The 21,256-nt window shown below is 69.3% G+C and carries 24 protein-coding genes and 1 riboswitch; of the genes, 13 read left to right on the top strand and 11 right to left on the bottom strand.

Annotated features, from left to right (window positions below; translation table 11 throughout):
- The first annotated feature begins 27 nt into the window (after positions 1 to 27).
- The 5 genes from D0D37_RS33000 (at position 28) to D0D37_RS32980 (ending at position 3,956) form a co-directional block, all read left to right on the top strand.
- Complete coding sequence (locus D0D37_RS33000) at positions 28 to 1,341, top strand: MFS transporter (RefSeq protein ID WP_116204516.1); 1,314 nt, start codon at positions 28 to 30, stop codon at positions 1,339 to 1,341.
- 129 nt (positions 1,342 to 1,470) lie between these two features.
- Positions 1,471 to 2,082, top strand: coding sequence for a heme-binding beta-barrel domain-containing protein (locus tag D0D37_RS32995; RefSeq protein WP_116204515.1), 612 nt, complete (start codon positions 1,471 to 1,473; stop codon positions 2,080 to 2,082).
- Positions 2,083 to 2,098: 16 nt separating this feature from the next.
- Positions 2,099 to 2,701 (top strand): 5-oxoprolinase subunit B family protein, encoded by a 603-nt coding sequence (locus D0D37_RS32990; RefSeq protein ID WP_116204514.1) that lies wholly within the window; start codon positions 2,099 to 2,101, stop codon positions 2,699 to 2,701.
- Positions 2,701 to 3,552: a 5-oxoprolinase subunit C family protein gene (locus D0D37_RS32985; protein WP_116204513.1), complete on the top strand. Its 852-nt coding sequence runs from the start codon at positions 2,701 to 2,703 to the stop codon at positions 3,550 to 3,552. The genes D0D37_RS32990 and D0D37_RS32985 overlap by 1 nt, the downstream gene beginning before the upstream one ends.
- A 2-nt stretch (positions 3,553 to 3,554) precedes the next feature.
- The gene (locus D0D37_RS32980) at positions 3,555 to 3,956 is read left to right on the top strand and encodes a hypothetical protein (RefSeq protein WP_116204512.1); all 402 of its coding nucleotides are present in this window, start codon (positions 3,555 to 3,557) and stop codon (positions 3,954 to 3,956) included.
- A 44-nt stretch (positions 3,957 to 4,000) separates the two neighbouring features.
- Here the strand turns inward: D0D37_RS32980 and D0D37_RS32975 are convergent, their stop codons facing one another.
- A complete protein-coding gene (locus D0D37_RS32975) occupies positions 4,001 to 4,846 on the bottom strand; it encodes an aminodeoxychorismate lyase (RefSeq protein ID WP_116204511.1) in 846 nt (281 codons plus the stop codon).
- Between the two features lie 31 nt (positions 4,847 to 4,877).
- On the opposite strand from D0D37_RS32975, the gene ygfZ reads away from it, so the two are divergent.
- Genes ygfZ through D0D37_RS32960 form a run of 3 tightly spaced genes read left to right on the top strand, consistent with a single transcriptional unit; the run spans position 4,878 to position 7,556 of the window.
- On the top strand, positions 4,878 to 5,999 hold the full coding sequence (ygfZ, locus tag D0D37_RS32970) for a CAF17-like 4Fe-4S cluster assembly/insertion protein YgfZ (protein ID WP_116204510.1): 1,122 nt from the start codon (positions 4,878 to 4,880) through the stop codon (positions 5,997 to 5,999).
- Positions 6,000 to 6,048: 49 nt separating this feature from the next.
- Positions 6,049 to 6,615 (top strand): RsiG family protein, encoded by a 567-nt coding sequence (locus D0D37_RS32965; RefSeq protein WP_116204528.1) that lies wholly within the window; start codon positions 6,049 to 6,051, stop codon positions 6,613 to 6,615.
- Positions 6,612 to 7,556: an asparaginase gene (locus D0D37_RS32960; RefSeq protein WP_116204509.1), complete on the top strand. Its 945-nt coding sequence runs from the start codon at positions 6,612 to 6,614 to the stop codon at positions 7,554 to 7,556. The genes D0D37_RS32965 and D0D37_RS32960 overlap by 4 nt, the downstream gene beginning before the upstream one ends.
- Here D0D37_RS32960 and D0D37_RS32955 read toward each other — a convergent pair.
- Positions 7,537 to 8,433 carry a DUF8083 family protein gene (locus D0D37_RS32955; protein WP_116204508.1) on the bottom strand — a complete coding sequence of 299 codons (897 nt, stop codon included), beginning with the start codon at positions 8,431 to 8,433 and terminating at the stop codon, positions 7,537 to 7,539. The genes D0D37_RS32960 and D0D37_RS32955 overlap by 20 nt on opposite strands.
- A 207-nt stretch (positions 8,434 to 8,640) precedes the next feature.
- Here D0D37_RS32955 and D0D37_RS32950 point away from each other — a divergent pair, with 207 nt between their 5' ends.
- The 3 genes from D0D37_RS32950 to D0D37_RS48175 all read left to right on the top strand — a co-directional run bounded on the left by D0D37_RS32950 (position 8,641) and on the right by D0D37_RS48175 (position 10,378).
- Complete coding sequence (locus tag D0D37_RS32950) at positions 8,641 to 8,823, top strand: DUF3073 domain-containing protein (RefSeq protein ID WP_037716129.1); 183 nt, start codon at positions 8,641 to 8,643, stop codon at positions 8,821 to 8,823.
- Positions 8,824 to 8,936: 113 nt separating this feature from the next.
- Positions 8,937 to 9,797 (top strand): 3-hydroxybutyryl-CoA dehydrogenase, encoded by an 861-nt coding sequence (locus D0D37_RS32945; protein ID WP_116204507.1) that lies wholly within the window; start codon positions 8,937 to 8,939, stop codon positions 9,795 to 9,797.
- Between the two features lie 416 nt (positions 9,798 to 10,213).
- Positions 10,214 to 10,378, top strand: coding sequence for a hypothetical protein (locus D0D37_RS48175; RefSeq protein WP_244223764.1), 165 nt, complete (start codon positions 10,214 to 10,216; stop codon positions 10,376 to 10,378).
- On the opposite strand, the gene D0D37_RS32935 is transcribed toward D0D37_RS48175, so the two are convergent.
- Genes D0D37_RS32935 through D0D37_RS32920 form a run of 4 tightly spaced genes read right to left on the bottom strand, consistent with a single transcriptional unit; the run spans position 10,371 to position 14,464 of the window.
- Positions 10,371 to 11,156 (bottom strand): ECF transporter S component, encoded by a 786-nt coding sequence (locus D0D37_RS32935; RefSeq protein WP_116204506.1) that lies wholly within the window; start codon positions 11,154 to 11,156, stop codon positions 10,371 to 10,373. The genes D0D37_RS48175 and D0D37_RS32935 overlap by 8 nt on opposite strands.
- The gene (locus tag D0D37_RS32930; RefSeq protein ID WP_116204505.1) at positions 11,153 to 12,751 is read right to left on the bottom strand and encodes an ABC transporter ATP-binding protein; all 1,599 of its coding nucleotides are present in this window, start codon (positions 12,749 to 12,751) and stop codon (positions 11,153 to 11,155) included. The genes D0D37_RS32935 and D0D37_RS32930 overlap by 4 nt, the downstream gene beginning before the upstream one ends.
- Positions 12,748 to 13,827, bottom strand: a complete 1,080-nt coding sequence (locus D0D37_RS32925) for a CbiQ family ECF transporter T component (RefSeq protein WP_116204504.1) — start codon at positions 13,825 to 13,827, stop codon at positions 12,748 to 12,750. The genes D0D37_RS32930 and D0D37_RS32925 overlap by 4 nt, the downstream gene beginning before the upstream one ends.
- On the bottom strand, positions 13,814 to 14,464 hold the full coding sequence (locus D0D37_RS32920) for a hypothetical protein (RefSeq protein WP_116204503.1): 651 nt from the start codon (positions 14,462 to 14,464) through the stop codon (positions 13,814 to 13,816). Before D0D37_RS32920 ends, D0D37_RS32925 begins: the two co-directional genes overlap by 14 nt.
- A gap of 49 nt (positions 14,465 to 14,513) precedes the next feature.
- Positions 14,514 to 14,570, bottom strand: a riboswitch (cobalamin riboswitch).
- A gap of 83 nt (positions 14,571 to 14,653) precedes the next feature.
- Between D0D37_RS32920 and D0D37_RS32915 the strand changes: the two genes are divergently transcribed.
- Positions 14,654 to 15,550 (top strand): Gfo/Idh/MocA family protein, encoded by an 897-nt coding sequence (locus D0D37_RS32915; RefSeq protein ID WP_116204502.1) that lies wholly within the window; start codon positions 14,654 to 14,656, stop codon positions 15,548 to 15,550.
- A 60-nt stretch (positions 15,551 to 15,610) separates the two neighbouring features.
- Positions 15,611 to 16,465, top strand: coding sequence for a GNAT family N-acetyltransferase (locus D0D37_RS32910; protein ID WP_244223763.1), 855 nt, complete (start codon positions 15,611 to 15,613; stop codon positions 16,463 to 16,465).
- 48 nt (positions 16,466 to 16,513) lie between these two features.
- On the opposite strand, the gene D0D37_RS48170 is transcribed toward D0D37_RS32910, so the two are convergent.
- The 5 genes from D0D37_RS48170 to purF all read right to left on the bottom strand — a co-directional run bounded on the left by D0D37_RS48170 (position 16,514) and on the right by purF (position 20,932).
- Positions 16,514 to 16,882 carry a cytochrome P450 gene (locus D0D37_RS48170; protein ID WP_244223762.1) on the bottom strand — a complete coding sequence of 123 codons (369 nt, stop codon included), beginning with the start codon at positions 16,880 to 16,882 and terminating at the stop codon, positions 16,514 to 16,516.
- Positions 16,794 to 17,738, bottom strand: coding sequence for a cytochrome P450 (locus D0D37_RS32905; RefSeq protein ID WP_244223761.1), 945 nt, complete (start codon positions 17,736 to 17,738; stop codon positions 16,794 to 16,796). Before D0D37_RS32905 ends, D0D37_RS48170 begins: the two co-directional genes overlap by 89 nt.
- A gap of 91 nt (positions 17,739 to 17,829) precedes the next feature.
- Positions 17,830 to 18,258 carry an alternative ribosome rescue aminoacyl-tRNA hydrolase ArfB gene (gene arfB, locus D0D37_RS32900; protein WP_116204500.1) on the bottom strand — a complete coding sequence of 143 codons (429 nt, stop codon included), beginning with the start codon at positions 18,256 to 18,258 and terminating at the stop codon, positions 17,830 to 17,832.
- Between the two features lie 33 nt (positions 18,259 to 18,291).
- Entirely contained in the window at positions 18,292 to 19,362 is a 1,071-nt protein-coding gene (gene purM, locus D0D37_RS32895; RefSeq protein WP_116204499.1) for a phosphoribosylformylglycinamidine cyclo-ligase, read from the bottom strand.
- Positions 19,363 to 19,393: 31 nt separating this feature from the next.
- Positions 19,394 to 20,932 carry an amidophosphoribosyltransferase gene (purF, locus tag D0D37_RS32890; RefSeq protein ID WP_116204498.1) on the bottom strand — a complete coding sequence of 513 codons (1,539 nt, stop codon included), beginning with the start codon at positions 20,930 to 20,932 and terminating at the stop codon, positions 19,394 to 19,396.
- Positions 20,933 to 21,256: the final 324 nt, after the last annotated feature.

Here is a 21,256-nt window from a genome sequence, read left to right as displayed (position 1 = left end):
GCGAGGGTGTCCCAAACGAAAACCGTTGTGCGGAACCCACTCCTGGCCATCGCTGTGTTCGTCGGCAGCTTCATGGCGTTGCTCGACGCGAGCGTGGTGAGCGTCGCGCTGCCGACCATCCAGCGTGAACTAACCGCCGAATTCACTGACCTGCAATGGATTGTCGACGGATACACCGTCGCGCTCGCCGCGCTGATCCTCACCGGCGGCACGCTCGGCGACCGGTACGGCCGCAAGCGGATCTACCTCGGCGGGCTCGCCCTGTTCACGCTCGCCTCGCTGGGCTGCGGCCTCGCCCCGACGCTCGGACTGCTCATCGCCGCGCGTGTGGTGCAGGGCGTCGCGGCGGCCGCGGTCATCCCGGGCGGCATCGCACTCCTCGCGCACGCGTATCCGGAGCCGCGGGAACGGGCCCGGATGCTGGGGGCGTGGGGCGGGGTTGCCGGATGCGCGCTGGTCATCGGCCCGCTCATCGGCGGACCGATCACCGACGCGTTCGGCTGGCCCGCAATCTTTCTGATCAATCTGCCGATCGGCGTCTTCGCGGTGCTCGCCGGTCGTCTGGGTCTTGGCGAGTCGTCCGATCCGGCACACGGTGCGCTCGACCTGCCGGGTCAGGTGCTCGGCGCGTTGTGGATCGGCTCGTTCACCTACGCCGTGATCGCGTCCAACGCTGTGGTCGCGGTGCTCGGCGCACTCGGGCTGGCCGCGTTCATCGTGGTGGAAATCCGCACACCGCATCCGATGCTGCCGATCCGGCTGTTCGGCAAACTCCGCTTCGCCACCTCGATCTTCACGTCATTCGTCCTCGGCTTCGCGTGTTACCCGCTGCCGGTCCTGATCGCCGTCTACCTGCAGCAAGCCTGGGGCAGCACCGCCTCGACCACAGGCGTGCAGATGCTGCCGTACGTAGTAGCCAACGCCGTTCTCGCGTTCTTCTCCGGACGGCTCGCCGCCCGCTTCACCGCGGAACGGGTGCTGCCGATCGGCCTGGTCATCACCGCGGCGGGCAGTTTCGCCTTCCTGCTGGTCGACACCACGAGTCCGTATTGGCTGCTCAGCGTCCCGCTCGCGCTGTCCGGCATCGGGCTGGGCCTGAGCATCACCCCGACCAACGTCGTCGGGCTCGCCGGGCTTCCGGTGCAGCGCACGGGCACCGCGGCCGGAACGGTGAACGCCGCGCGTCAGGTCGGAATGGCGCTCGGCGTCGCCGCGCTCGGGGCGCTTCTCAACCACGGCAGCACGCTCACGACCGGGCTGCGGACCGCGATGGCGGCGGCCGGAGCGGCGCTGCTGACGGTGACCGTCCTCACCGCCGCGACCCTGCGCAAGGCCGGATGAGCGGGGGCGGACTATTGTCCTCGCTGTGGAGACCTTGTTTACGACCCTGTTGATCATCGCGGGCATCGCCACCGTGCTGTTCGCGGTCTTTGTCGTCTACCGGCTGTACGCCGACCAGCGCTGAGCAGCATGACGAGTGGCGACGAGGCCATCGCAGCAGCCGAGGAGCGGGCCGCCAGCACGCGCGACCGCAACCTGCCGTTGTGGGACGACCTTCCGATCCCGAACGACACGGCGAACCTGCGCGAGGGCCCGAACCTGAACGACGCGTGCCTGGCACTGCTGCCGCTCGTCGGCGTCTGGCGCGGCGAGGGCGAGATCGACTACCCGACGATCGACGGGCCGATCAAGTTCGCCCAGCAGCTGACCGTCGCCCACGACGGCCGCCCGTTCCTGTACCACGAGGCGCGCTCGTGGCTGCTGAACGAGGACGGCAGCGTGCTGCGGCCCGCCGCCCGCGAAACCGGGTTCTGGCGGCCGCAGGAGGACGACACCCTGGAACTGCTGCTCACGCACAGCTCCGGCATCGTCGAGCTGTACTACGGGAAACCGCGCAGCCAGACGTCCTGGGAACTCGGCACCGACGCGGTCATCCGCACCGCGACGGCCAAGGAGGTCACCGGTGCGCAGCGGCTGTACGGCCTGGTGAACGGCGACCTCGGGTACGTCGAGGAACGCGCGATGGTCGGCCAGGAAATGCAGCCGCACGCCTCCGCGCTGTTGCGCCGCGTGGTGGGCTGAGGCTCCGGGAGACGCCGTGCGCTGGCGGCGGTACGGCGAACACGCCGCCCTGCTCGACTGCGATTCACTAGGTCAGATGAGCGCGGCCCGGGCGACACTCACCGAAGCCGCGCTCGACGGCGTCGAAGAGATCGTTCCCGGGGCCCGCACGCTGCTTGTGGTCGCGTCCACGGGCGCTCTGGAAGCTGCGCGTTCCTTGCTGGCTTCGGCCGATCTGGACCATCCGCCTGCCGGGGATGCCCGCGAAATCGTTTTGGACGTGCACTACTCCGGCGAAGATCTCTCCCTGGTCGCTGAGGACGCGGGGCTCAGCGTGGACGAGATCGTCTCCCTCCACACCAGCGCGGTCTACACAGTGGCGTTCACTGGTTTCGCGCCCGGTTTCGGTTATCTCGCCGGACTTCCCGCCGAATTGCGGCAGCCGCGCCTTGCCTCTCCGCGGACCCGCGTCCCCGCTGGCTCGGTGGCCATCGCCGACGAGTACACCGGCGTCTACCCGCGGGAATCTCCCGGCGGCTGGCGCTTGATCGGCCACACCGAGACGACGCTCTTCGACCCTTCCGCCGCACAACCGGCGTTGTTCACGCCCGGTCTCCGCGTGCGGTTCCGGAGCGTCTGATGCGCGCATTGGAGATCGTCTCGGCCGGTTCGCTGGCTCTGGTGCAAGACCTCGGGCGGCCCGGTTACGCACATCTGGGCGTCCCACCGTCGGGTGCTCTTGACGTCGCCGCGCTACGGCTCGGCAACCGGCTCGTCGGCAATGCCGAGGACGCCGCCGGGATCGAAACTCTGCTGGGCGGGTTGACCGTCCGGGCTGCGGTTTCCTCCACCGTCGCGGTGACGGGACCGCCGGTCGCGGTGTCCGTGGACGGACGGGAAGCTGGCTCCCACACGCCGATTTCGCTGCGCCCAGGCCAAAAACTGACGATCGGCCGACCCTCTTCGGGGCTGCGCTGCTACCTGACGGTGTCCGGTGGCATCGCGGTGCCGCCGGTGCTGGGGAGCCGGTCGACTGATGTCCTATCTGGACTCGGCCCCGCTCCGTTGAGCGATGGCACGACAGTCCCACTCGGTCCCGTCACCGGTGTTCCGTCCGGTGCCGACGTGGTCGCCGCCTCGCCCGCGCCGTCTCAACTGACTGTGCCCGTCCTGCTCGGCCCTCGCGACGACTGGTTCGCCGACGCCGCGACCACGCTTAACGCACAGTGGACGGTGACCGCGGAATCCAACCGAGTGGGGGTCCGCCTTGACGGGCCACCGCTACGTCGAGTGTCCACTTCGGAGTTACCCAGCGAAGGCGTGCTGACCGGCGCGATTCAAGTCCCGCCGAACGGATTGCCACTGGTGTTCCTGGCCGATCACCCGACCACGGGCGGTTATCCGGTGGTCGCGGTCGTGAGACGGGAGTCACTCGGAGCACTCGCTCAAGCACGCCCCGGAACCTTGGTGCGGTTCCACACGTCCTTGTGAGCGTGGAACGGGTAACGATCACCGGCGGCGCGGGTTTCCTGGAGCTGAACACCGGAGGACGGGCGGAGCTGCCGCAGTCGCTGCGCATCGCGCTCGCGACCGGCCAGGTACGCCTGCCGCTGGCGGACACGCTCCGCGAACTGCTGGCGTTGCTCGTCGACGGCCAGTACCGGGTCAGCGGCCCGCAACGATTCGAGGCGGTGGATCTGGTCCCGGCGAGCGACTGGCCGGACGACGACGATGCCCGGGTCGCGTACTACCGCACGGCAATCCGGTCCGGACACCGTCCGGTGGCGGTGGTTTTGTCCGGTACGCGGCCATTGCTGCTGGACGGGCACCACAAGATCAGCGCGTACCGGGCGGAGGGGATCACGCCGTCGGTGGTCCTGATCAGCGGGTCGTGAGTGTTTATGCCGGTTCTAACCGGCATAAACACTCACGACTCCGCTCAGTACTCGCTCTCGTAAGCCGCCACCAGCTCCCCGTGCAGTGCCGTCGAATCCGGCAGCTCCGTCCCGTTCAGCGTGTGCACCCGGGTCACCTTCCGGACCGACGACGTGAGGAAAACGCCGTCCCCGCGCAGCAAGTCGTCTACCGAAAGCGGCTCGACCTTCACTGACCAACCCGCCTTCTCCGCGCCGCGGAACAACGCGTACTGCGTCGTTCCTGGCAGGATGCCAACAGTGGACGGCGGGGTGTAGAGCGTCCGCTCCTTCGCCAGAACGACCGTCGACGTCGGTCCTTCGAGCACCGAATCGTCGGTAGCGGTGAAGATCACATCTTGGGCTCCGCGACGGGCCGCCTCGCGCAGGGCGGCCATGTTCATCGCGTAGGAAACCGTTTTCGCGCCGAGCAAAAGCCACGGTGCGCGCTCGGCGAGTTCGGGGCCGAAACCGCGCTCCAGGGTCACCACCGAGACGCCTTCGGTGCGCGCCCGCAGCACCTTCTCGTCGACCTCCAGGCCCATCGCGAACGCCGTCGGCTTGCCTTCCGGATCACCGTCGACACCCCGCGTGTACACGAGTTTCAGGGCAATCTCCGGCCCGCCCTGCCACGCGTCGACGACCGCCCGCGCAGCGCGAGCGAAGCCCTCGAGATCCGGGGCGGGCAGGTCCAGCATCGCCGCGGAACGGGCGAGCCGGTCGAGGTGCGGACGCATTTCTCGCGGCTTTTTCACCGCCACGAGGATCGTTTCGAACACCCCGTCTCCGCGCAGCAGGCCGAGGTCGTCCACCCGCAGGTGGGCGGCTTCGGGGTCGGCCAGTGAACCGTCGAGGAAGGCGAGAACGCGCATCCCCACAAGGTACTCACTTACCCTGGGGGCTATGCCGTACAGCTCGCCGCTGCTCGAAATCCCCCGCGCGGTCGCCGCGCCCGAAGGCCATCCGGAAGCCGGAGTTCCGTGGCACTGGGGCGATCCGTTCGCCGAGCAGCGCACCGCCGCCCGAGGAGTGGTCGTCGTCGACCGCTCGCACCGAGAAATCCTCGCCGTCACCGGCGAGGAACGCTTGTCCTGGCTGCATTTGGTGATCTCGCAACACGTCACCGAACTCGCCGGAAACACTGGCACCGAAGCTCTCATCCTCGACAGCCAGGGCCACGTCGACACCCACTTCGTGCTCGCGCACACCGGCGAGACGGTGTACCTCGACAGCGACCCCGATCCGGTCGCCACGAGCGCGTTGCCCAAGGGCGGCAAGCAAACCCTGCGCGAGTACCTCGAAGCGATGAAATTCTGGTCCAAGGTCGAGATTCGCGACGCGACCGAAGAACTGGCCGTTCTTTCGGTGCTCGGCCCGGAGACCGACAGCGTGCTCGGCGTCGAACTCGGCGCCGAGCCGTACTCGGTGGCCGCCCTGCCCGGAGGCGGTTTCGCCCGCCGGATGCCGTGGCCGACGCGAGCGGGTGCGGATCTCGTGGTGCCGCGCGCTCAGCTCACTCAATGGTGGCAACGGCTCACCGACGCCGGCGCGCGTCCGGCCGGCTCGTGGACCTTCGACGCGCTGCGCGTGGAATCGCGGCATCCGCGGCTCGGCGTCGACACCGACGAACGGACGATCCCGCACGAGGTCGGCTGGATCGGCTCGGCCGCGCACGTCGCGAAGGGCTGCTACCGCGGCCAGGAGACTGTCTCGAAGGTGCACAACGTCGGCCGCCCGCCGCGGTATCTCGCGCTGCTGCACCTCGACGGTTCGCCGGAGATCACGCCGGAGACCGGCGACCCGGTGAAGCTCGGCGAGCGCGTGGTCGGCCGGGTCGGCACGATCGCGCAGCACCACGAACTCGGGCCGATCGCGCTGGCGCTGGTCAAGCGCTCGGTGCCGGGCGGGGCGGAACTGCTGGCAGGCGACGAGGACCGAGTGGTCCAGGCCACTGTCGATCCGGACTCGGTGCCGGGCGAGCACGCGGCGCCCGGACGGGAAGCCGCGCAGAGACTGCGGGGCTGAAGTGAACTCGACGGTAGCGTCGTCGCGGAATGTGGAGCAGGATGTGCCCGTGATCGAAGTGCGTCCCGGCGGGCGACGACGGATCGACCGCGTCCTCGGCCCGGGATATCTCACCGGACTAGGCGACTTGCCGCTCCCGGTGCTGCGCGAGCGGCGCGACGAGGCCGCGCAGGAAGAGACAGACCTGTCCTACCTGCGCCGGCTCCTGCACGCCCGCATCGACATCGTGCGCGCCGAACAGGAGCGCCGCTCGTCCGGCGGGGCGGCCAGCATCGTCGACCGGCTCGCGTCGATCCTCGCCGACAACGCGCTCGGCCCGGCCGCGGGTTCGGGCAGGCACCAGCAGCTCGAACCGTCCCGGGCGGGCGAGCACCGAAGGCACGCCGAGGCATTGATCGGCGACACCGGGCTCACCGACGTCGGTTCGCTTTCGGACGACAAGCTCGCCACCGCGCTGGACACGTACGCGAACGAAGAAGTGTCCGTGTCTTCCTTTCGCCGCCAGGTCCAAGGCGTGATGGACACGCTCAACGCCGAGATCGCCGCGCGCTACAGCAGCGGAGCGGCCACTGTGGACCAACTGCTGGACAGCGAACTGGGGCGCGGCGAGGAATGACCGGCCAGCCGATCCTCGTCGAGGTCGTCCGGAACGGATTCGTCGAGAGCGTCCACCGCGGATGCCTCGTCGTCACCGCGCCGGACGGTTCCGTCCAGTTCTCCGCGGGCGACGTGACCAGCCCGTTCTTCCCCCGGTCGGCGAACAAGCCGCTGCAAGGCGTCGGGATGCTCCGTGCCGGGCTCGGCTACGACGGCGCGGACCTGGCGCTGGGCTGCGCCTCGCATTCCGGCGAAACCGGACATGTCGAGCGCGTCGCGGCGATGCTGTCCGGCGCCGGGCTCGATCCGTCGGCGCTGGCCTGTCCGGCCGAGCTGCCGATCGGCGAGGACGTCCGGCGCGCGGCCGGCGAACCGCGGAAGATCACGATGAACTGCTCCGGCAAGCACGCCGCGATGCTCGCCACCTGTGTCGCGAACGGCTGGGAGACCGACGGCTACCAGAAGCCAGGCCATCAATTGCAGGTCCAGCTCGCGAAGACCGTCGAAGACCTCACCGGTGAAACCATCGCCGCGGTCGGGGTGGACGGCTGCAGCGCACCACTATTCGCGTTCTCGCCGATCGGCCTCGCGCGGGCGTTCGGACGGCTCCCGCAGGCCGAACCGGGCACCGAGGAACGTCGAGTCGCGGACGCGATGCGCCAGCACCCGTGGCTGGTCGCGGGCACCGGCCGGGAGGACACCCGGCTAATGCAGGCCGTGCCTGGATTGCTGTCCAAAAGTGGTGCCGAGGGCGTTCTGGCGTTCACGCTCGGCGACGGCACCGCGTGCGCGATCAAGATCGCGGACGGCAACAAGCGCGGCTTGGCACCGCTGGCCATGGCCGTCCTCGCGCGCCTGGGCATCGAGACGCCGGAAGAGCTGGCCGACCTCGCTCACCCGCCAGTGCTCGGCGGCGGCAAACGCCAAGGCGAGCTGCGGGTCAGTTGGAGTGTTCCTTAGCCGCGAGGTCGCCCCAGAACTCGCGCAGCTGCGAAAACAGCTCGGCCAGCTCCTCGACGTTCCCGGTGCGCAGCGCGTCGAGGATGTCGTGGACCTCCTCGGCGGTGGAGTCGGCGTCCAGCAGCGAATCGGCGAACAGCTGCACGAGACCGCCGTAGTCCAGTTCGACGACCGAGTCCGGGTCGAAGCTCTCCAGCCACTGGCGAGTCTGCGAGAGCACCCGGCCGGGGCCGGAGTCGCCGAAAGTCGTCTCGATCAGCTCGCCCGCCTCGGACGCCCGCCGGAGCGCCTCGGACATCGGCGTCCGCCAGGACGCTTCCCGCGTCGGGTCGGCCGGGCCGCTGCCGAGCACGAGCTTGCGCTCGTCCGGGTCGACCAGCGAGAACCACGGCAACGGGACGGTCCAGGTGGTGGTGAGGGTGTGCGCGGCGGCGGCGGTGAGGTCGGTCATCGCGGCCATGGTCTGGGCGCGGGCGCGTTCCGCGGTGACGCCGGCGGAGTCGAGGACCGCGATCCGCAGCGCCGGCTCGGCGTCGGCGAGGAAGGTGCTCAACGCGGCGGCCGAGCGGGCGCGCAGTTCGAGCGGGCACGCGAACGGGCCTTCGGCCTCGTGCCCGGCGGGGACGTCGGCCGGATCGAGCACGAGCACGTCGGCGACGAGGCTCGGCGCGGGCCGTCCGTCGCGCAGCTGGGCGGGCAGCAGCCGCACGGGCGCGGCCGTCTGTGACTTGAGCCACATCCGCTGTTCGCGTTCGCCGATCCCGACCCGGCTGAGCCCGCCCGCGGAAACGGCCTCGACCAGCTGTCGCGCCGGGGGATCGCCCAGCGCGCGCAGAGGTTCGTACACCCGCAGATAGGCCACGAAGGGTCGGAGCACCCGAGCATCGTGGCACGCCGACCAGGGCCGATCGGCATCGACGTGCCGGTAACCGGCGTCCGGCGGACACTGTCGCGACGAGCACACCGTGCCACGTCGCATCCAACCCCCGGGACACGGTACGGTGTCAGCAGGAAAGAACTGTCGAGACGATGCGGGGCCGCCGATTCCCCCGGCCGCCCCGCCCCTGTGCGAGGGGGTCGAGCCATGGGGCGCGGCCGGGCTAAGGCCAAGCAGACGAAGGTGGCGCGCGAGCTCAAATACAGCTCCCACGAAACCGACTTCGATGCTTTGCAGCGCGAGCTGTCAAGTAGTTCCTCGGACAACCACGAGGACGACAAGCGGTACGAGGACCCGTACGACGACGGGTACGACGAGTACCGCCGTTGACGCAGGCACACGACACGCGAGGGCGGAATCGGACTGAGGTCCGAGACGCCCTCGTGCGTTGTGTGCTGCCCGTTTTCTCGGCACGCCGGTGAGGTGACGAAGGAGTTGGACGGGTGAGCGACATCGCACGAGTAGGCGTGGTCGGAGCAGGATTGATGGGCTCCGGCATCGCCGAGGTGCACGCCAGGTCCGGTTTGGACGTGCTGGTCACCGAGGTGAACCAGCCCGCTCTGGACGCGGGCAAGGCGCGCATCGAGAAATCGCTGCAACGCGGCGTCCGCAACGGCAAGCTGGCCGCCGAGGACGCCGAAGCGGCGCTCGGGCGGCTGCGCTTCACCACGGACATCGCCGAGTTCGCCGACCGCGATCTCGTCGTCGAGGCCATCCTGGAACAGGAGCAGGCCAAGATCGACGTGTTCCGGCAGCTGGACAAGATCGTCGAGAGCGAGGACGCGGTGTTCGCGTCCAACACGTCGTCGATCCCGATCATGAAGCTCGGCATGGCCACCGGCCGTCCGCAGCAGGTCGTCGGCATCCACTTTTTCAACCCGGTGCCGGTGCTGCCGCTGGTCGAGCTGGTCCCGTCGCTGCTGACCAGCGAGGAGACCGCCCGCCGGGCCGAGGAGCACGCCACCGGCGCGCTGGGCAAGACGGTGATCCGGTCGCAGGACCGGGCCGGGTTCATCGTGAACTCGCTGCTCGTGCCGTATCTGCTGTCGGCGATCCGGATGATCGAATCGGGCTTCGCCTCGGCCGAGGACATCGACCGCGGCATGGAGCTGGGCACGGCGCATCCGATGGGTCCGCTGCGGCTGTCCGACCTGATCGGCCTCGACACCATCAAGGCCATCGCGGACTCGATGTACGCCGAGTTCAAGGAGCCGCTGTACTCGTCGCCGCCGCTGCTGCTGCGCATGGTCGACGCCGGCCTGCTCGGCAAGAAGACCGGCCGCGGGTTCTACTCCTACTCCTGACCTTAGTTGCGGCTCTTATCAACCTTCCCCCGCTGTGCGCGGCGAGGCGGGTCGCTTGACTGTGCGGCATGACCTCGACGTTCGTCTTCGCCGCCGGTGCCAACGGCGTGTCCGCCGCCCCGCCTGAACTCGTGCTGCGCGGGTATCGCGGGGTGGGGGTGCCGCAGCCGGATGTGTCGAGCTACCGACGCCGGAGGAGTACCTGGGCATGCCCGAGGCCGCGTCGTCGCAGGTCGGGGCGATGCTCGGGTTCATCGCGGCCGACCCGGCGGCGTTCTGTGCGGACGCTACCGACGGCGAGTTCTACGCGCTGCTCAACGCGATGGCTCCGGACGACATCATCGGCCGACTCGCGCGGCACGCCGGAGCGGTTGGGTCGCGTCCCGCGGTGCTACGTCCGGCATCTCCAAGACCGCTTGGTCCCGCTCGCTCTCCAGGACCGGATGATCGCCGAGGCCGACGCGCGCACGCCCGGCACCCGGTTCGAGGTGCACGACATCGACACCTCGCATTTCCCGAACGCGGCCGGGATGGCTCAGTTCGTCGAGGTGCTGGACAAGGTCGGCCAGTCGCTCAGCTGAACGCCGCTCGTCGTGCGGCTCGGCGCAGCACTGTCAGGATCGCCGGGCCCAGCACGAGGATCGCGACCAGGTTCGTGAGCGCGCGACCGGTGTCCCAGCCCAAAGTGGACGTCAGCACGGTGAAGACCAGGAACCGGTGCAGGTTTTCGCCGAGCGGGCCGCCCGGGACGAAGTCCAGTGCGGTGTGGTTCGCCAGGAACGGCCAGGTGAACAGGCTCATCGCGAGGCCGTAGAAGTAGGCGGCGACCACGCCGTAGACCGCCAGCATCGCGATCTCCCACCGGCCTTTCGCCCGGCGCGGCAGCAGCCCGGCACCCAGGCCGACCAGCGACGACGCCAGCATCTGGAACGGCAGCCACGGTCCGACACCGCCGGTGAGCAGGGCGGACGCGAACAGCGACGTCGAGCCGAGGACGAACCCGAAGCCGGGCCCGAAGACCCGCCCGGCCAGCACGAGCAGGAAGAACACCAGCTCGATCCCGCCGGTGCCCGCGCCGAGCGGGCGCAGCGCGGCGTTCACCGCGGACAGCACGCCGAGCAGCGCGAGCGCCTTCGCGTCGAGTCCGCCGCTGGACAGTTCAGCCAGCACGATCAGGATCAGCACCGGCAGCGTCACGAGGAAAACGAACGGCGCGTCGGTCACGTGCGCGGAGGTGCCGACGGTGCTGCGGGCGAGCAGAGGCCAGCAGAACATCGCCAGCCCAACTACGACGGCCGCCGTCAGTACCAGCGCCGAGCGGTGCCGGATGCGAACGGCTGGGCCTAGGAAGTCGGTCACGCGAGCGCCTTCGCCACCGCGTCCACGGTCAGCCACGGCTCCGGCGCGAGAATTTTCGCCACCTGCGGCGCGAACGCGGGCGAGGCTACGACGACGTCCGCGGTCGGGCCGTCGGCGACCACTTCGCCCTCGGCCAGGACCACGACCCGGTGTGCGGCGGAGGCGACGAACTCGACGTCGTGGGTGGCCAGCAGCACCGCGTGCCCCTCGGCGGCCAGGTCGGCGAGGATGGTCGCGAAGTGCCGTTTCGCCGGGTAATCCAGGCCTCGGGTCGGCTCGTCCAGCAGCACGACCGGCGGGGCGGCGGCGAGTTGCACTGCCAGGACCAAGGCGAGCCGCTGGCCTTCGGACAGATCGCGCGGGTTGGTGTCGTCTTCGATGCCGGGCACGAGGCGGTCGAGCACCTTCCGTGCAGTGCCTGGGACGACGTCCGATTCAACGTCGGCTTGGCGGCATTCCGCCTCGACCGAGTCGAGATACAGCAGGTCAGACGGGGTTTGCGGGACTAGCCCGACGCGCGTGCGGGCAGCTCGCGTCCGGAGCGTCTTCGGGTCCGCACCGAGGACGTCAACCGTCCCGTCCGAACGGGGTCCGCTGCCCTGCAACGCCCACAGCAGCGAGGACTTGCCCGAGCCGTTCCGGCCCATCAGTGCGACGACTTCGCCACGGTCCAGTCGCAGGTCAACGCCGCGAACTGCGTTCACTCCGCCGTACCGCACGCGCACGCCGCGCGCGGTGAGAACCGCTTCGCCAGAGCTTTGTGCCGCAGCAGCAGGGCGACGCTCGGCCAGGCGTTCCCGGAGCGGGCGGGCGAGACGGCGGGCGTCGCGGACCGAGAGCGGCAACGGCGACCAGCCCGCGAGTCGGCCCAGTTCGACGATCGGCGGCGCGACATCGGTCTCGGCGAAAACCTCCGCCGGCGGGCCGGACACGACGGTGCCGTCGCCGGGCAGGTAGAGCAGGCGGTCGGCGTACTGCGCGACGCGTTCCATCCGGTGTTCGGCGACGACGACCGTCGTGCCCAAGTCGTGCACCAGCCGGGTGATCGCGGCCAGCACCTCCTCGGCCGCGGTCGGGTCGAGCGCCGACGTCGGTTCGTCCAGCACCAGCACGCTCGGGTGCGCCGTCAGCACCGCGCCGATCGCGACGCGTTGCTGCTGCCCGCCGGATAGGGTCCGAAGTGGACGGTCGCGGAGTTCGGCGATGCCCAGCAGGTCAAGGGTTTCCTCGACGCGCTTGCGCATCACGTCCGGCGCGACGGCGAGCTGCTCCATCGCGTACGCCAGTTCTTCCTCGACGGTGTCGGTAACGAATCCGGCCAGCGGATCCTGCCCGACCACGCCGACCACCGACGCCAGCTCACGCGGCGGATGAGTCGCGGTGTCCAGCCCGGCGACCTTGACGCGTCCAGACAGCGTGCCGCCGGTGAAATGCGGGACGAGACCATTGATCGCACCGAGCAATGTCGACTTGCCGACACCGGTGCGTCCGGCGACGAGGCAGAGTTCGCCCTCCTCGATCGCGAGGTCGACGTCGCGGAGCACCGGGCGGTCCGCCCCGTCATAAGTGACGCTGACGTGGGAAAACTCGATCATCGGGCGACCTCCGACACCAGCGCCGGACGTGGCGCGAACCAAGCGGGCAGCACGCTGATCAGCACCGCGACGGTCGGCAGCAGCGGCAGCTCCGGCCAGGTCAGCGGACTGGCCGGGGTGGTGAGCGAAACCGGGTCGGCGACCAGTACCAGTGCCGCGGTCGCGACGCCGCACAGCGCGACCAGCGTTTCCGGCAGCTGCCACGGATCGGGCCGGTAGGTGGTGCGCCGGATCTGCCGTCCGCCCAGTATGAATCCGGCAGTGGCCAGCACCAGACCGGCGATGAGCATCGGCACGCCGAGCCACGACGCGGACCCGTCGAGCACGCCGTAGACCCCCACCGCGACGCCGACCAGCCCGGCCAGCACGCAGGTCGCGATCAGCATCCGGACGCGTGGTGAGAGGTAGCCGCGCCGTCCGTAACCGCGGGAATCCATAGCCGCCGCGAGCTGCAGCGACCGGTCCATGGCGTCGGCGAGCACCGGCACGAAAATCCCCTTCACGAACCGCAGACCGCGCGTTTTTCCGGCCCGCAGCCGACGCGCGCGGCGCACTCGCTGCACGCTCTCGACCAACTGCGGTGCGACAGACAACGCGACAGTGACCGCCGTACCCACCTCATACAGCGCCCCAGGTACGGCCTTGAGCAGGCGTTTCGGGTTCGCTAGCGCGTTCGCGGCACCGATGCAGAGCACGATCGTGGCCAGCCGGAGCCCGTCGTAAAGCCCGCCGAGCAGCTCCTCGGCCGAAGTGGGACCGAGGAGCTGAATGCCCGCCGCGACGCTCGGCAGCGGGATGGTCGGCAGCGTGAACAGGACGTGGCCGCCGTCCTCGCCGCCGATCAGGATCCGGAACAGCATGCGCGACAGCAGGATCACCCCGGCGATCCAGGCGTACATCCGGAACGCCAGCGCCCAGGGTGCGTCGCCGCGGCGGAGCACCACGACGAACCCGGCCACCGCGATCACCAGAGCGAGCAGAACCGGGTTCGTGGTCCGGCTCGCGGCGACGGCGAGCGCGAGCGCCCACACCCACCACGCGCCGGGATGGAGCGCTCGCGGACTACTCCGCAGCACGCCTGCGGCGCACCGCGACGACCGTCCCGGCCACCACGAGCAGCACGACGACCACGATGCCGAGCACCAGGCCCCACGGGAAACCACTGTCCGAAGTGGACGCCGGAGCTTGAGCAGGCGCGTTGGCCTTGCGCACCGGCTCGGTACGCGGCGGCGGATACTCGGTGTAGGACTTGCCGATCGCGAAGGACCAGCCCTCGAACGCACCGGCCGGTGGCTTCCAACTCTGCGCGCCGACCTGCGCCGAGGCCCACTTGCCGCCGTTGGTGGCGGTCCAGAAGCTCCACGACGCCTTCTCCGGCGGCATCCCGGTGCAGGTCTGGTCGGCGGGTTTGCCCTCGATCTTGCACATCACGGCCAGGCCGTATTTGCCCGCGCCGGCGAGTTCGAAACCGGCGTTTTGCAGGGCGGTGACGCCGTTTTCCTGCTTGCCCGGCGCGCACCGGATGAGGGTTTCACCGCCCAGCCCCTGGAAATCGACGATCACCGTGACGCCGTTGTCGTCCTGGCAATAGCCGTCGGCGCCCTTGCCGGGCGTGGTGGCCGAGGCGGACGAAGCGCCGCCGAGGCCGGTAGCGACGAGAAGAGCGCAGCCGGCGAGGACTCGCCCCCAGTGCCGCGCGTGCACGAACCGCATGTCAGATGTACCTCGCATCGATCGGACCACGACGGGCGATCCGGCTCGCGGTCCCTCGCGGGCCGCTCACGGTTGCGGGCCAGCGCCGGATTCTCACCGGCTTCCCCCGTTCGTGGCGAAGAACTTGTCGACGTTAACGCACCGCAGGCCCCGCAGGAAGCGACCGCGGACACACCTACACTTCCGGGCGTGGGACAGGACCAGTTGCGCGTCGGCCTCGTAGGAACCGGACCGTGGGCCACCACGGTGCACGCCCCCGGGCTCGCGGATCATCCAGGAACCGTGCTCAGTGCGGTGTGGAGCCGACGGCCGGAAGCCGCCGCCGCGCTCGCGCAGGCCTACGACGCCGTGCCGACCAGCGATCTGGACGAGCTGTTCGAGCAGGTCGACGCACTCGCGTTCGCGGTGCCGCCGACCGTGCAGGCCGAACTGGCCACCAAGGCCGCGGAGGCGGGCAAGCACCTGATCCTGGAAAAACCGATCGCCCCCGACCTCGCCTCGGCGCAGCGGCTCGCCGACGCCGTGACGTCCGCTGGCGTCGCCTCGCTGGTGATGCTGACGCTGCGGTTCTCCCAGCAGACGCGCGACTGGCTGGACGGCGTCACTGCCGCTGGCGGTTGGCGCGGCGGCAGCGTGCGATGGCTGTCCGGCGCGCTGCTCGCCGGCAAGTACGCGACCTCGGCCTGGCGGCAGGACCCGGCTGGCGGCGCGCTCGCCGACATCGGCCCGCACGCGTTCGACCTGCTCGACGCCGCCCTCGGCCCGATCACCGACGTCCTCGCCGCGCACCGCGGTCCCGAGGACCTGTGGCAACTGCTGCTCGAACACGAAGGCGGCATCACGAGCACCGCGACGCTCAGCCTCCGCCTGCCGGTACAGCCGACGGTGGTCGAGTACTCGGTCTTCGGCGAGCACGGCCTCCGCACCCTCGGCCGCACCGGCGCGGCGAACGACGCGTACACCGCGCTGCTGGACGATTTCGCCGCGATGGTGTCGTGCGGAACGACCACGCACCCCTGCGACGTCCGGCGGGGCGTGCACCTGGCTCGGATCGTGGACCAGGCGCGCGCCGCGTTGGGTCGTTAATTCGCTTGCCCGGCCTGAGACGCTGAACGGGAAGTTCGTTTCGGACGAAGGAATGCCTATGTGCTCCGCCACGGCCCACTCCGGCCGCGTGGCCTGAGCTGTTCGGCCTGCGCGCCGGTTGTGGGGTTTGCCCTGCCCGGCTTTGTGCTGCATTCCTTCTTTCTCGAAAGGCTTCCACCAGAGATGTCCGCCCTTCAGGCATACGTTCGCGCGACCGCACCGATCGGCCGCGACACCGAGCGAATCGGCCCGTTCCTGGCGACGTTCGCCCAGGCCAGCTCTCATCCGATGGAGAACTACGCCATCCCCGACGACGGCGCGAAGCCCTCGTCCTCTGAGATCGCGAGCCTGATTTCCGCCTACCAGCAACGAAATCTCCTGCCGCGACTGGAGTTCTTCACCGATGCGGCACCCGACGTCGAGAAATCCCTTGTCGGCGCGGGGTTCACCCTGGAACGACGCGTGCCAGTGATGACCTGCACCGCCGAAGACCGCGTCGATTGTGTTGCACCGGACCATATTCAGCTGCGCGAACCGTCGTCCGACGACGAATTCCGCCGCCTGCGGTCCGTGCAGAACGTCGCCTTCGGAGAGCCGCCGGAGGTGTCGGACGCCGATGTCGAACGCAACCGCGACTACCTGACTGTGCTAGCCGAACACGGCGAAACCATTATGGGCGGCGGAATCGCGTTGGACATCGTCTCCGGCGCTACGGAAATCGTCGGCATTGCCGTAGCCGCCGAACACCGCGGCCAGGGCATCGCGGCGGCAATCACGGCGCACCTAACGCGCCTCGCCCACGAACGTGGTGCGCGGACGGCTTTCCTCACACCGGGCGATGTCGGTATCGGGACGGTGTACCGGCGTGCTGGGTACCAAGTCGCCGGTGAATGCGTACACCTGTCACTGACCTAATGCCCGGTCCTTGCCGCCGCAGCAAACTCCCGCGGCGGCAAGGAACAGCTACCCAGTCGTCGCCCACTCGACAGGCACCTCCCGCACGCCGCGAATCACGCCGTAGGTGCGCCGAGGCCGGGCATCCGCCTGGATTCGCATATTTGGCAATGCCGCAAGCAGTTCCTGCAACATGACGCGCAACTCGAGCCGGGCCAAGTGTCGGCCAAGGCACCGATGTGCACCGGAACCCCAGCCCAGATGCGCCGGCCTGACCCGCCCGCGGTCCACCCGGAAGACGTCGCCGTCACTGAAATGCCGTTCGTCGCGATTGGCGCTTCCCAGGCAATCAGAACCGGTCCCCAGCGTCGAGCAGAACTCCGCCCAGCGCGGTCGGCCGGGTGACCGCCCGGCCGGTCGCCGCCACCGCTGGCTCATGCCGAACCGCTTCCTCGATGAAGTCATCCAATACCTTTTGGCTGTCACGCGCTCGATCCCGCAGGTCTGGGTTCTCGGCCAGCAGCAGTGCCATCATGGCTGCCGCGTCAGTGGTAGTCAGCTGCCCGGCCGCAACCATCAGAGACGCGAAGCGCAGCACCTGCCGCTCGTTAACTGTCTCACCGATGTCGGCATGGATCACGTCGGACAGCATGTCGCCCCGCGACGCGCCAGCACGATCCCGGATGTGGCCGAGCAGGAGCTTGGCGTACTCCCGACCGCGCTCCTCCGCTTCCTCCCTGGTTTCGGCACCAACCAGTCTCTTGGCCTGTTCCGCCAGCAACTCCCGACCGCTTTCCGACACACCGAGCAAAGCCGCGACGACAAGCGGCGGAACCACTTGCGTGTAAGCAGTCACGAGGTCGGCTCGGCCGTCCTTGACGAATCGAGCGAGCGTCTCTCGGCACAACCGCCGGATGAGTGGCTCATGCCGCTTCGCCGCGGCCGGAGTGAAATAGGGTCGGAGAATGCGCCGCCAAGCCAAGTGCGACTGGCCATCGAATTCAAATAATGGTGCCCTCGGCGGCGGATTATCGTCAGATCCAGCGTCTTCGGCTACGACATCCGCAGCGCCGAGACCATGTACGTACGAACTGAATACATCGCCACTGCTGGCCGCTTCCCGGATCTCGTCGTAGCCGGTCAGCAGGTGGAACCCGCCATGCGCGGAGCTTTTCGCCACCGGGCAGACCCGCCGGATAGCGCCGAGACGTGCGTAAACGTCTTCGGCGACCGCAGGATCGAGGTGGTCGAAATCGACTTCGACAGAAATTCGCCGTTCAGGATATCCCGTCACTCTTCAGAAATAGCGAAGACGGAAAAGGAACCGCAAGAAGACAATTCAGTGATATCGCGAGGCGAGCCTTCACTCGCAGTGATCAACAACGCTAATCGTCGTACCGACCACCACGGCCGCGCTTCACATCGCTGCGACGCTTCTTCGCCGCCAAACGGCGTTCCTTCGAGCCCCGCGAAGGCTTGGTCGGACGCCGTTTGGCCGGCGGCGGCGCGGAAGCCTTCGTCAGCACATCAGCCAGCCGCTCCCGCGCCGCATCGCGGTTCATTAGTTGGGAGCGGTATTCGCTGGCCGCGATGGTCAGCACGCCGTCGACCAGGCGGGTGCCCAAGCGGGTCGTGATGCGTTCCTTCAGCGCGGGCGGGATCACGGCGGAGCCCGCGACGTCGAACGACAGCTCGACGCGCGAGTCCGTCGTGTTCACGCCCTGTCCGCCCGGCCCCGAGGACCGGGAGAACCGCTCTCGCAGTTCGGCGCCCGGGATCACGAACCGGGCGCCGACGCGTACGTCCTCCGCCATGTCTTCAGTCTCTCAAGACGTGGCAAGCGGCTTTCAGAACCGCGGGTGGTCGCCGGACAGCACCGCGCGCGGGCCGTCCGGGTCTTCGGCGGGCTGGACGTCGCCGAGGATCCACGCGGGCACGTGCCGCGCGGTGAGCACCGCCAGCGCCCGGTCGACGTCCTCGGCGGACACGATCGCGACCATGCCGACGCCCATGTTGAACGTCTTCTCCAGCTCCGCGCGTTCGACCTTGCCGCGCTGCCCGATCAGCGCGAACACCGACGCGGGCGTCCACGTGCCGCGTTCGAGCTTGGCGACGAGGCCGCGCGGCATCACGCGCGCGAGGTTGGCCTCGAGACCGCCGCCGGTGACGTGCGCGAACGTGCGCACCTCGGTCTCGGCGATCAGCGCGAGGCAGTCCTTCGCGTAGATCTTGGTGGGCTCGAGCAGTTCCTCGCCGAGGGTGCGGCCGAACTCCTCGACGTGCCCGTCCAGCGGCATCCGCGCGATGTCCAGCAGCACGTGCCGGGCCAGCGAGTAGCCGTTGGAGTGCAGGCCGGACGAGCCCATCGCGATCACGACGTCGCCGGGGCGGACCTTCTCCGGCGACAGCAGCGCGGACGCCTCGACCGCGCCGACGCCGGTGGCCGACAGGTCGTAGTCGTGCTCGCCCATCAGGCCGGGGTGCTCGGCCGTCTCGCCGCCGAGCAGCGCGCAGCCAGCCTGGACGCAGCCTTCGGCGATGCCGCCGACCAGCGCCGCGATCTTCTCCGGCACGACCTTGCCGACCGCGATGTAGTCCTGCAGGAACAGCGGCTCGGCCCCGGTGACGACGAGGTCGTCGACGACCATCGCGACCAGGTCGATGCCGACCGTGTCGTGCTTGTCGAGCGCCTGCGCGACCGCGATCTTGGTGCCGACGCCGTCGGTGGAGGAGGCGAGGATCGGCTCTTTCCACTTGTCGAGCTTGAGGGAGAAGAGCCCGGCGAAACCGCCGACCCCGCCGCGCACCTCGGGCCTCGTGGCCCGCTCGGCGTGTGGCTTGAGCAGCTCGACGGCCTGGTCACCGGCGTCGATGCTGACCCCGGCGGCTGCGTACGTGGCGCTCGTGGACTCGCTCACGGAAGCGGACTCCCTACTGGACATGCTTGGTTCACGGACGCCGGACGGCGTCTTCGGCACCGTACCCGGCGGCACTGACGGGAGCGGCCGCGCCACCTGCGGCGTCCATGCTTTCCAGCAGGTGCTTGCCGATGAGCGCGTCGTCGGGCAGCGCGATCGGGTACTCGCCGGAGAAGCAGGCCGTGCACAGCCGCGACTTCGGCTGCTCCGACGCCGCGACCAGGCCGTCCAGCGAAATGTAGCCGAGCGAATCGGCCCCGATCGAACGGCGGATGCCGTCGAGGTCGACGCCGTTGGCGACGAGTTCGGCGCGCGAGGCGAAGTCGATGCCGTAGAAGCACGGCCAGCGCACCGGCGGCGAGGCGATCCGCACGTGCACCTCGAGCGCACCGGCCTCGCGCAGCATCCGCACGAGCGCGCGCTGGGTGTTGCCGCGGACGATCGAGTCGTCCACCACGACCAGGCGCTTGCCGCGGATGACGTCGCGCAGCGGGTTCAGCTTCAGCCGGATCCCGAGCTGCCGGATGGTCTGCGACGGCTGGATGAACGTGCGCCCGACGTAGGCGTTCTTGACCAGACCGGTGCCGTACGGCAGGCCGGAACCCTGCGCGTACCCGATCGCGGCCGGGGTGCCGGACTCCGGCACGGGCATCACGAGGTCGGCGTCGACCGGATGCTCGATGGCCAGCTTGCGGCCGATCTCGACGCGCGTGGCGTGCACGCTGCGGCCGGCGATCGACGTGTCCGGACGGGCGAGGTAGACGTACTCGAAGACGCAGCCCTTGGGCTCCGGGTTCGCGAACCGCGAGGAACGCAGCCCCTCGGCGTCGATGGCGATCAGCTCGCCCGGCTCGACCTCGCGCACGAACGACGCGCCGCAGATGTCGAGCGCGGCGGTCTCGCTCGCCACGACCCAGCCGCGCTCCAGCCGGCCGAGCACCAGCGGGTGCACGCCGTGCGGGTCGCGAGCCGCGTACAGGGTGTTCTCGTCGGCGAAGACCAGGCAGAACGCGCCCTTGAGCGTCGGCAGCAGGTCGAGCGCGGCGGCCTCGATGCCCTTGTCGGCGGCGTTCGCGGCGAGCAGGCCGCAGACGAGGTCGGAGTCGCTGGAGGACCCGGTGAGCCCGGCGTGCGGCTTCAACCCCGCGGCGACGGTGCGATCGCGCAGCTCGGCGGTGTTGACCAGGTTGCCGTTGTGCGCGAAGGACAGGCCGCTGCCGGTGTCCGTCGTGCGGAAGATCGGCTGGGCGTTTTCCCAGATCGTGGCTCCGGTCGTGGAGTACCGGCAGTGCCCGACGGCGATGTGCCCCTGCAGGGACTGCAGGACCTGCTCGTCGAAGACCTGGCTGACGAGCCCGAGGTCCTTGAAGACGACGATCTGCGAGCCGTCCGAGACGGAAATGCCCGCTGCCTCCTGCCCGCGGTGCTGCAGGGCGTAGAGGCCGTAGTAGGTGAGCTTGGCGACTTCTTCCCCGGGAGCCCAGACGCCGAAGACGCCGCACTCCTCACGGGGTTCCGGTTCGGGTTGATCTTCGGGTCGATCAGTACTGGCGGAGGGGTCGGAAACCACCGAGGAGCTCCCAGGAAGACGCGGGCGGGCCGAGTCCAAGTGTAAGGGGTGGATCGGGCGGGGAAGCGGTGCGCGGCGTGGTTCTGACCACTACGGGGGAGGAGGTTGTGGAGCGGTGATCTTTTTTTGGAGCGGGGGTCTTGGGGTGGGTTTCGGCTCGTCGCCTGGCGGCGACATTGCGCCCGTTGGTTGCGTGGGGCACCCCGAAGCTGATTGTGCTGACGGTCTGAGGGTGGTTGTCAAGGCGGGAAAGATGCCTTGACAAGCACCCTCAGACCGCAGAGAAGGCTTCGTATCGGGGTGCGGGGGGGTGTCCCTATGTGG

This window comes from Amycolatopsis circi, from assembly GCF_003385235.1.
Classification (GTDB): domain Bacteria; phylum Actinomycetota; class Actinomycetes; order Mycobacteriales; family Pseudonocardiaceae; genus Amycolatopsis; species Amycolatopsis circi.
Note: the sequence above shows the minus strand (reverse complement) of the source record. Positions and strands in the feature narration are given on the sequence as shown.

Excerpts from the sequence above, each read along its gene's own strand:
- D0D37_RS32995 (WP_116204515.1), top strand. The coding sequence starts at position 1,471 with ATGACGAGTGGCGACGAGGCCATCGCAGCAGCCGAGGAGCGGGCCGCC.
- D0D37_RS32985 (WP_116204513.1), top strand. The coding sequence starts at position 2,701 with ATGCGCGCATTGGAGATCGTCTCGGCCGGTTCGCTGGCTCTGGTGCAA.
- D0D37_RS32975 (WP_116204511.1), bottom strand. The coding sequence starts at position 4,846 with ATGCGCGTTCTCGCCTTCCTCGACGGTTCACTGGCCGACCCCGAAGCC.
- ygfZ (WP_116204510.1), top strand. The coding sequence starts at position 4,878 with ATGCCGTACAGCTCGCCGCTGCTCGAAATCCCCCGCGCGGTCGCCGCG.
- D0D37_RS32960 (WP_116204509.1), top strand. The coding sequence starts at position 6,612 with ATGACCGGCCAGCCGATCCTCGTCGAGGTCGTCCGGAACGGATTCGTC.
- D0D37_RS32950 (WP_037716129.1), top strand. The coding sequence starts at position 8,641 with ATGGGGCGCGGCCGGGCTAAGGCCAAGCAGACGAAGGTGGCGCGCGAG.
- D0D37_RS32930 (WP_116204505.1), bottom strand. The coding sequence starts at position 12,751 with ATGATCGAGTTTTCCCACGTCAGCGTCACTTATGACGGGGCGGACCGC.
- D0D37_RS32920 (WP_116204503.1), bottom strand. The coding sequence starts at position 14,464 with ATGCGGTTCGTGCACGCGCGGCACTGGGGGCGAGTCCTCGCCGGCTGC.
- D0D37_RS48170 (WP_244223762.1), bottom strand. The coding sequence starts at position 16,882 with ATGAGCCAGCGGTGGCGGCGACCGGCCGGGCGGTCACCCGGCCGACCG.
- arfB (WP_116204500.1), bottom strand. The coding sequence starts at position 18,258 with ATGGCGGAGGACGTACGCGTCGGCGCCCGGTTCGTGATCCCGGGCGCC.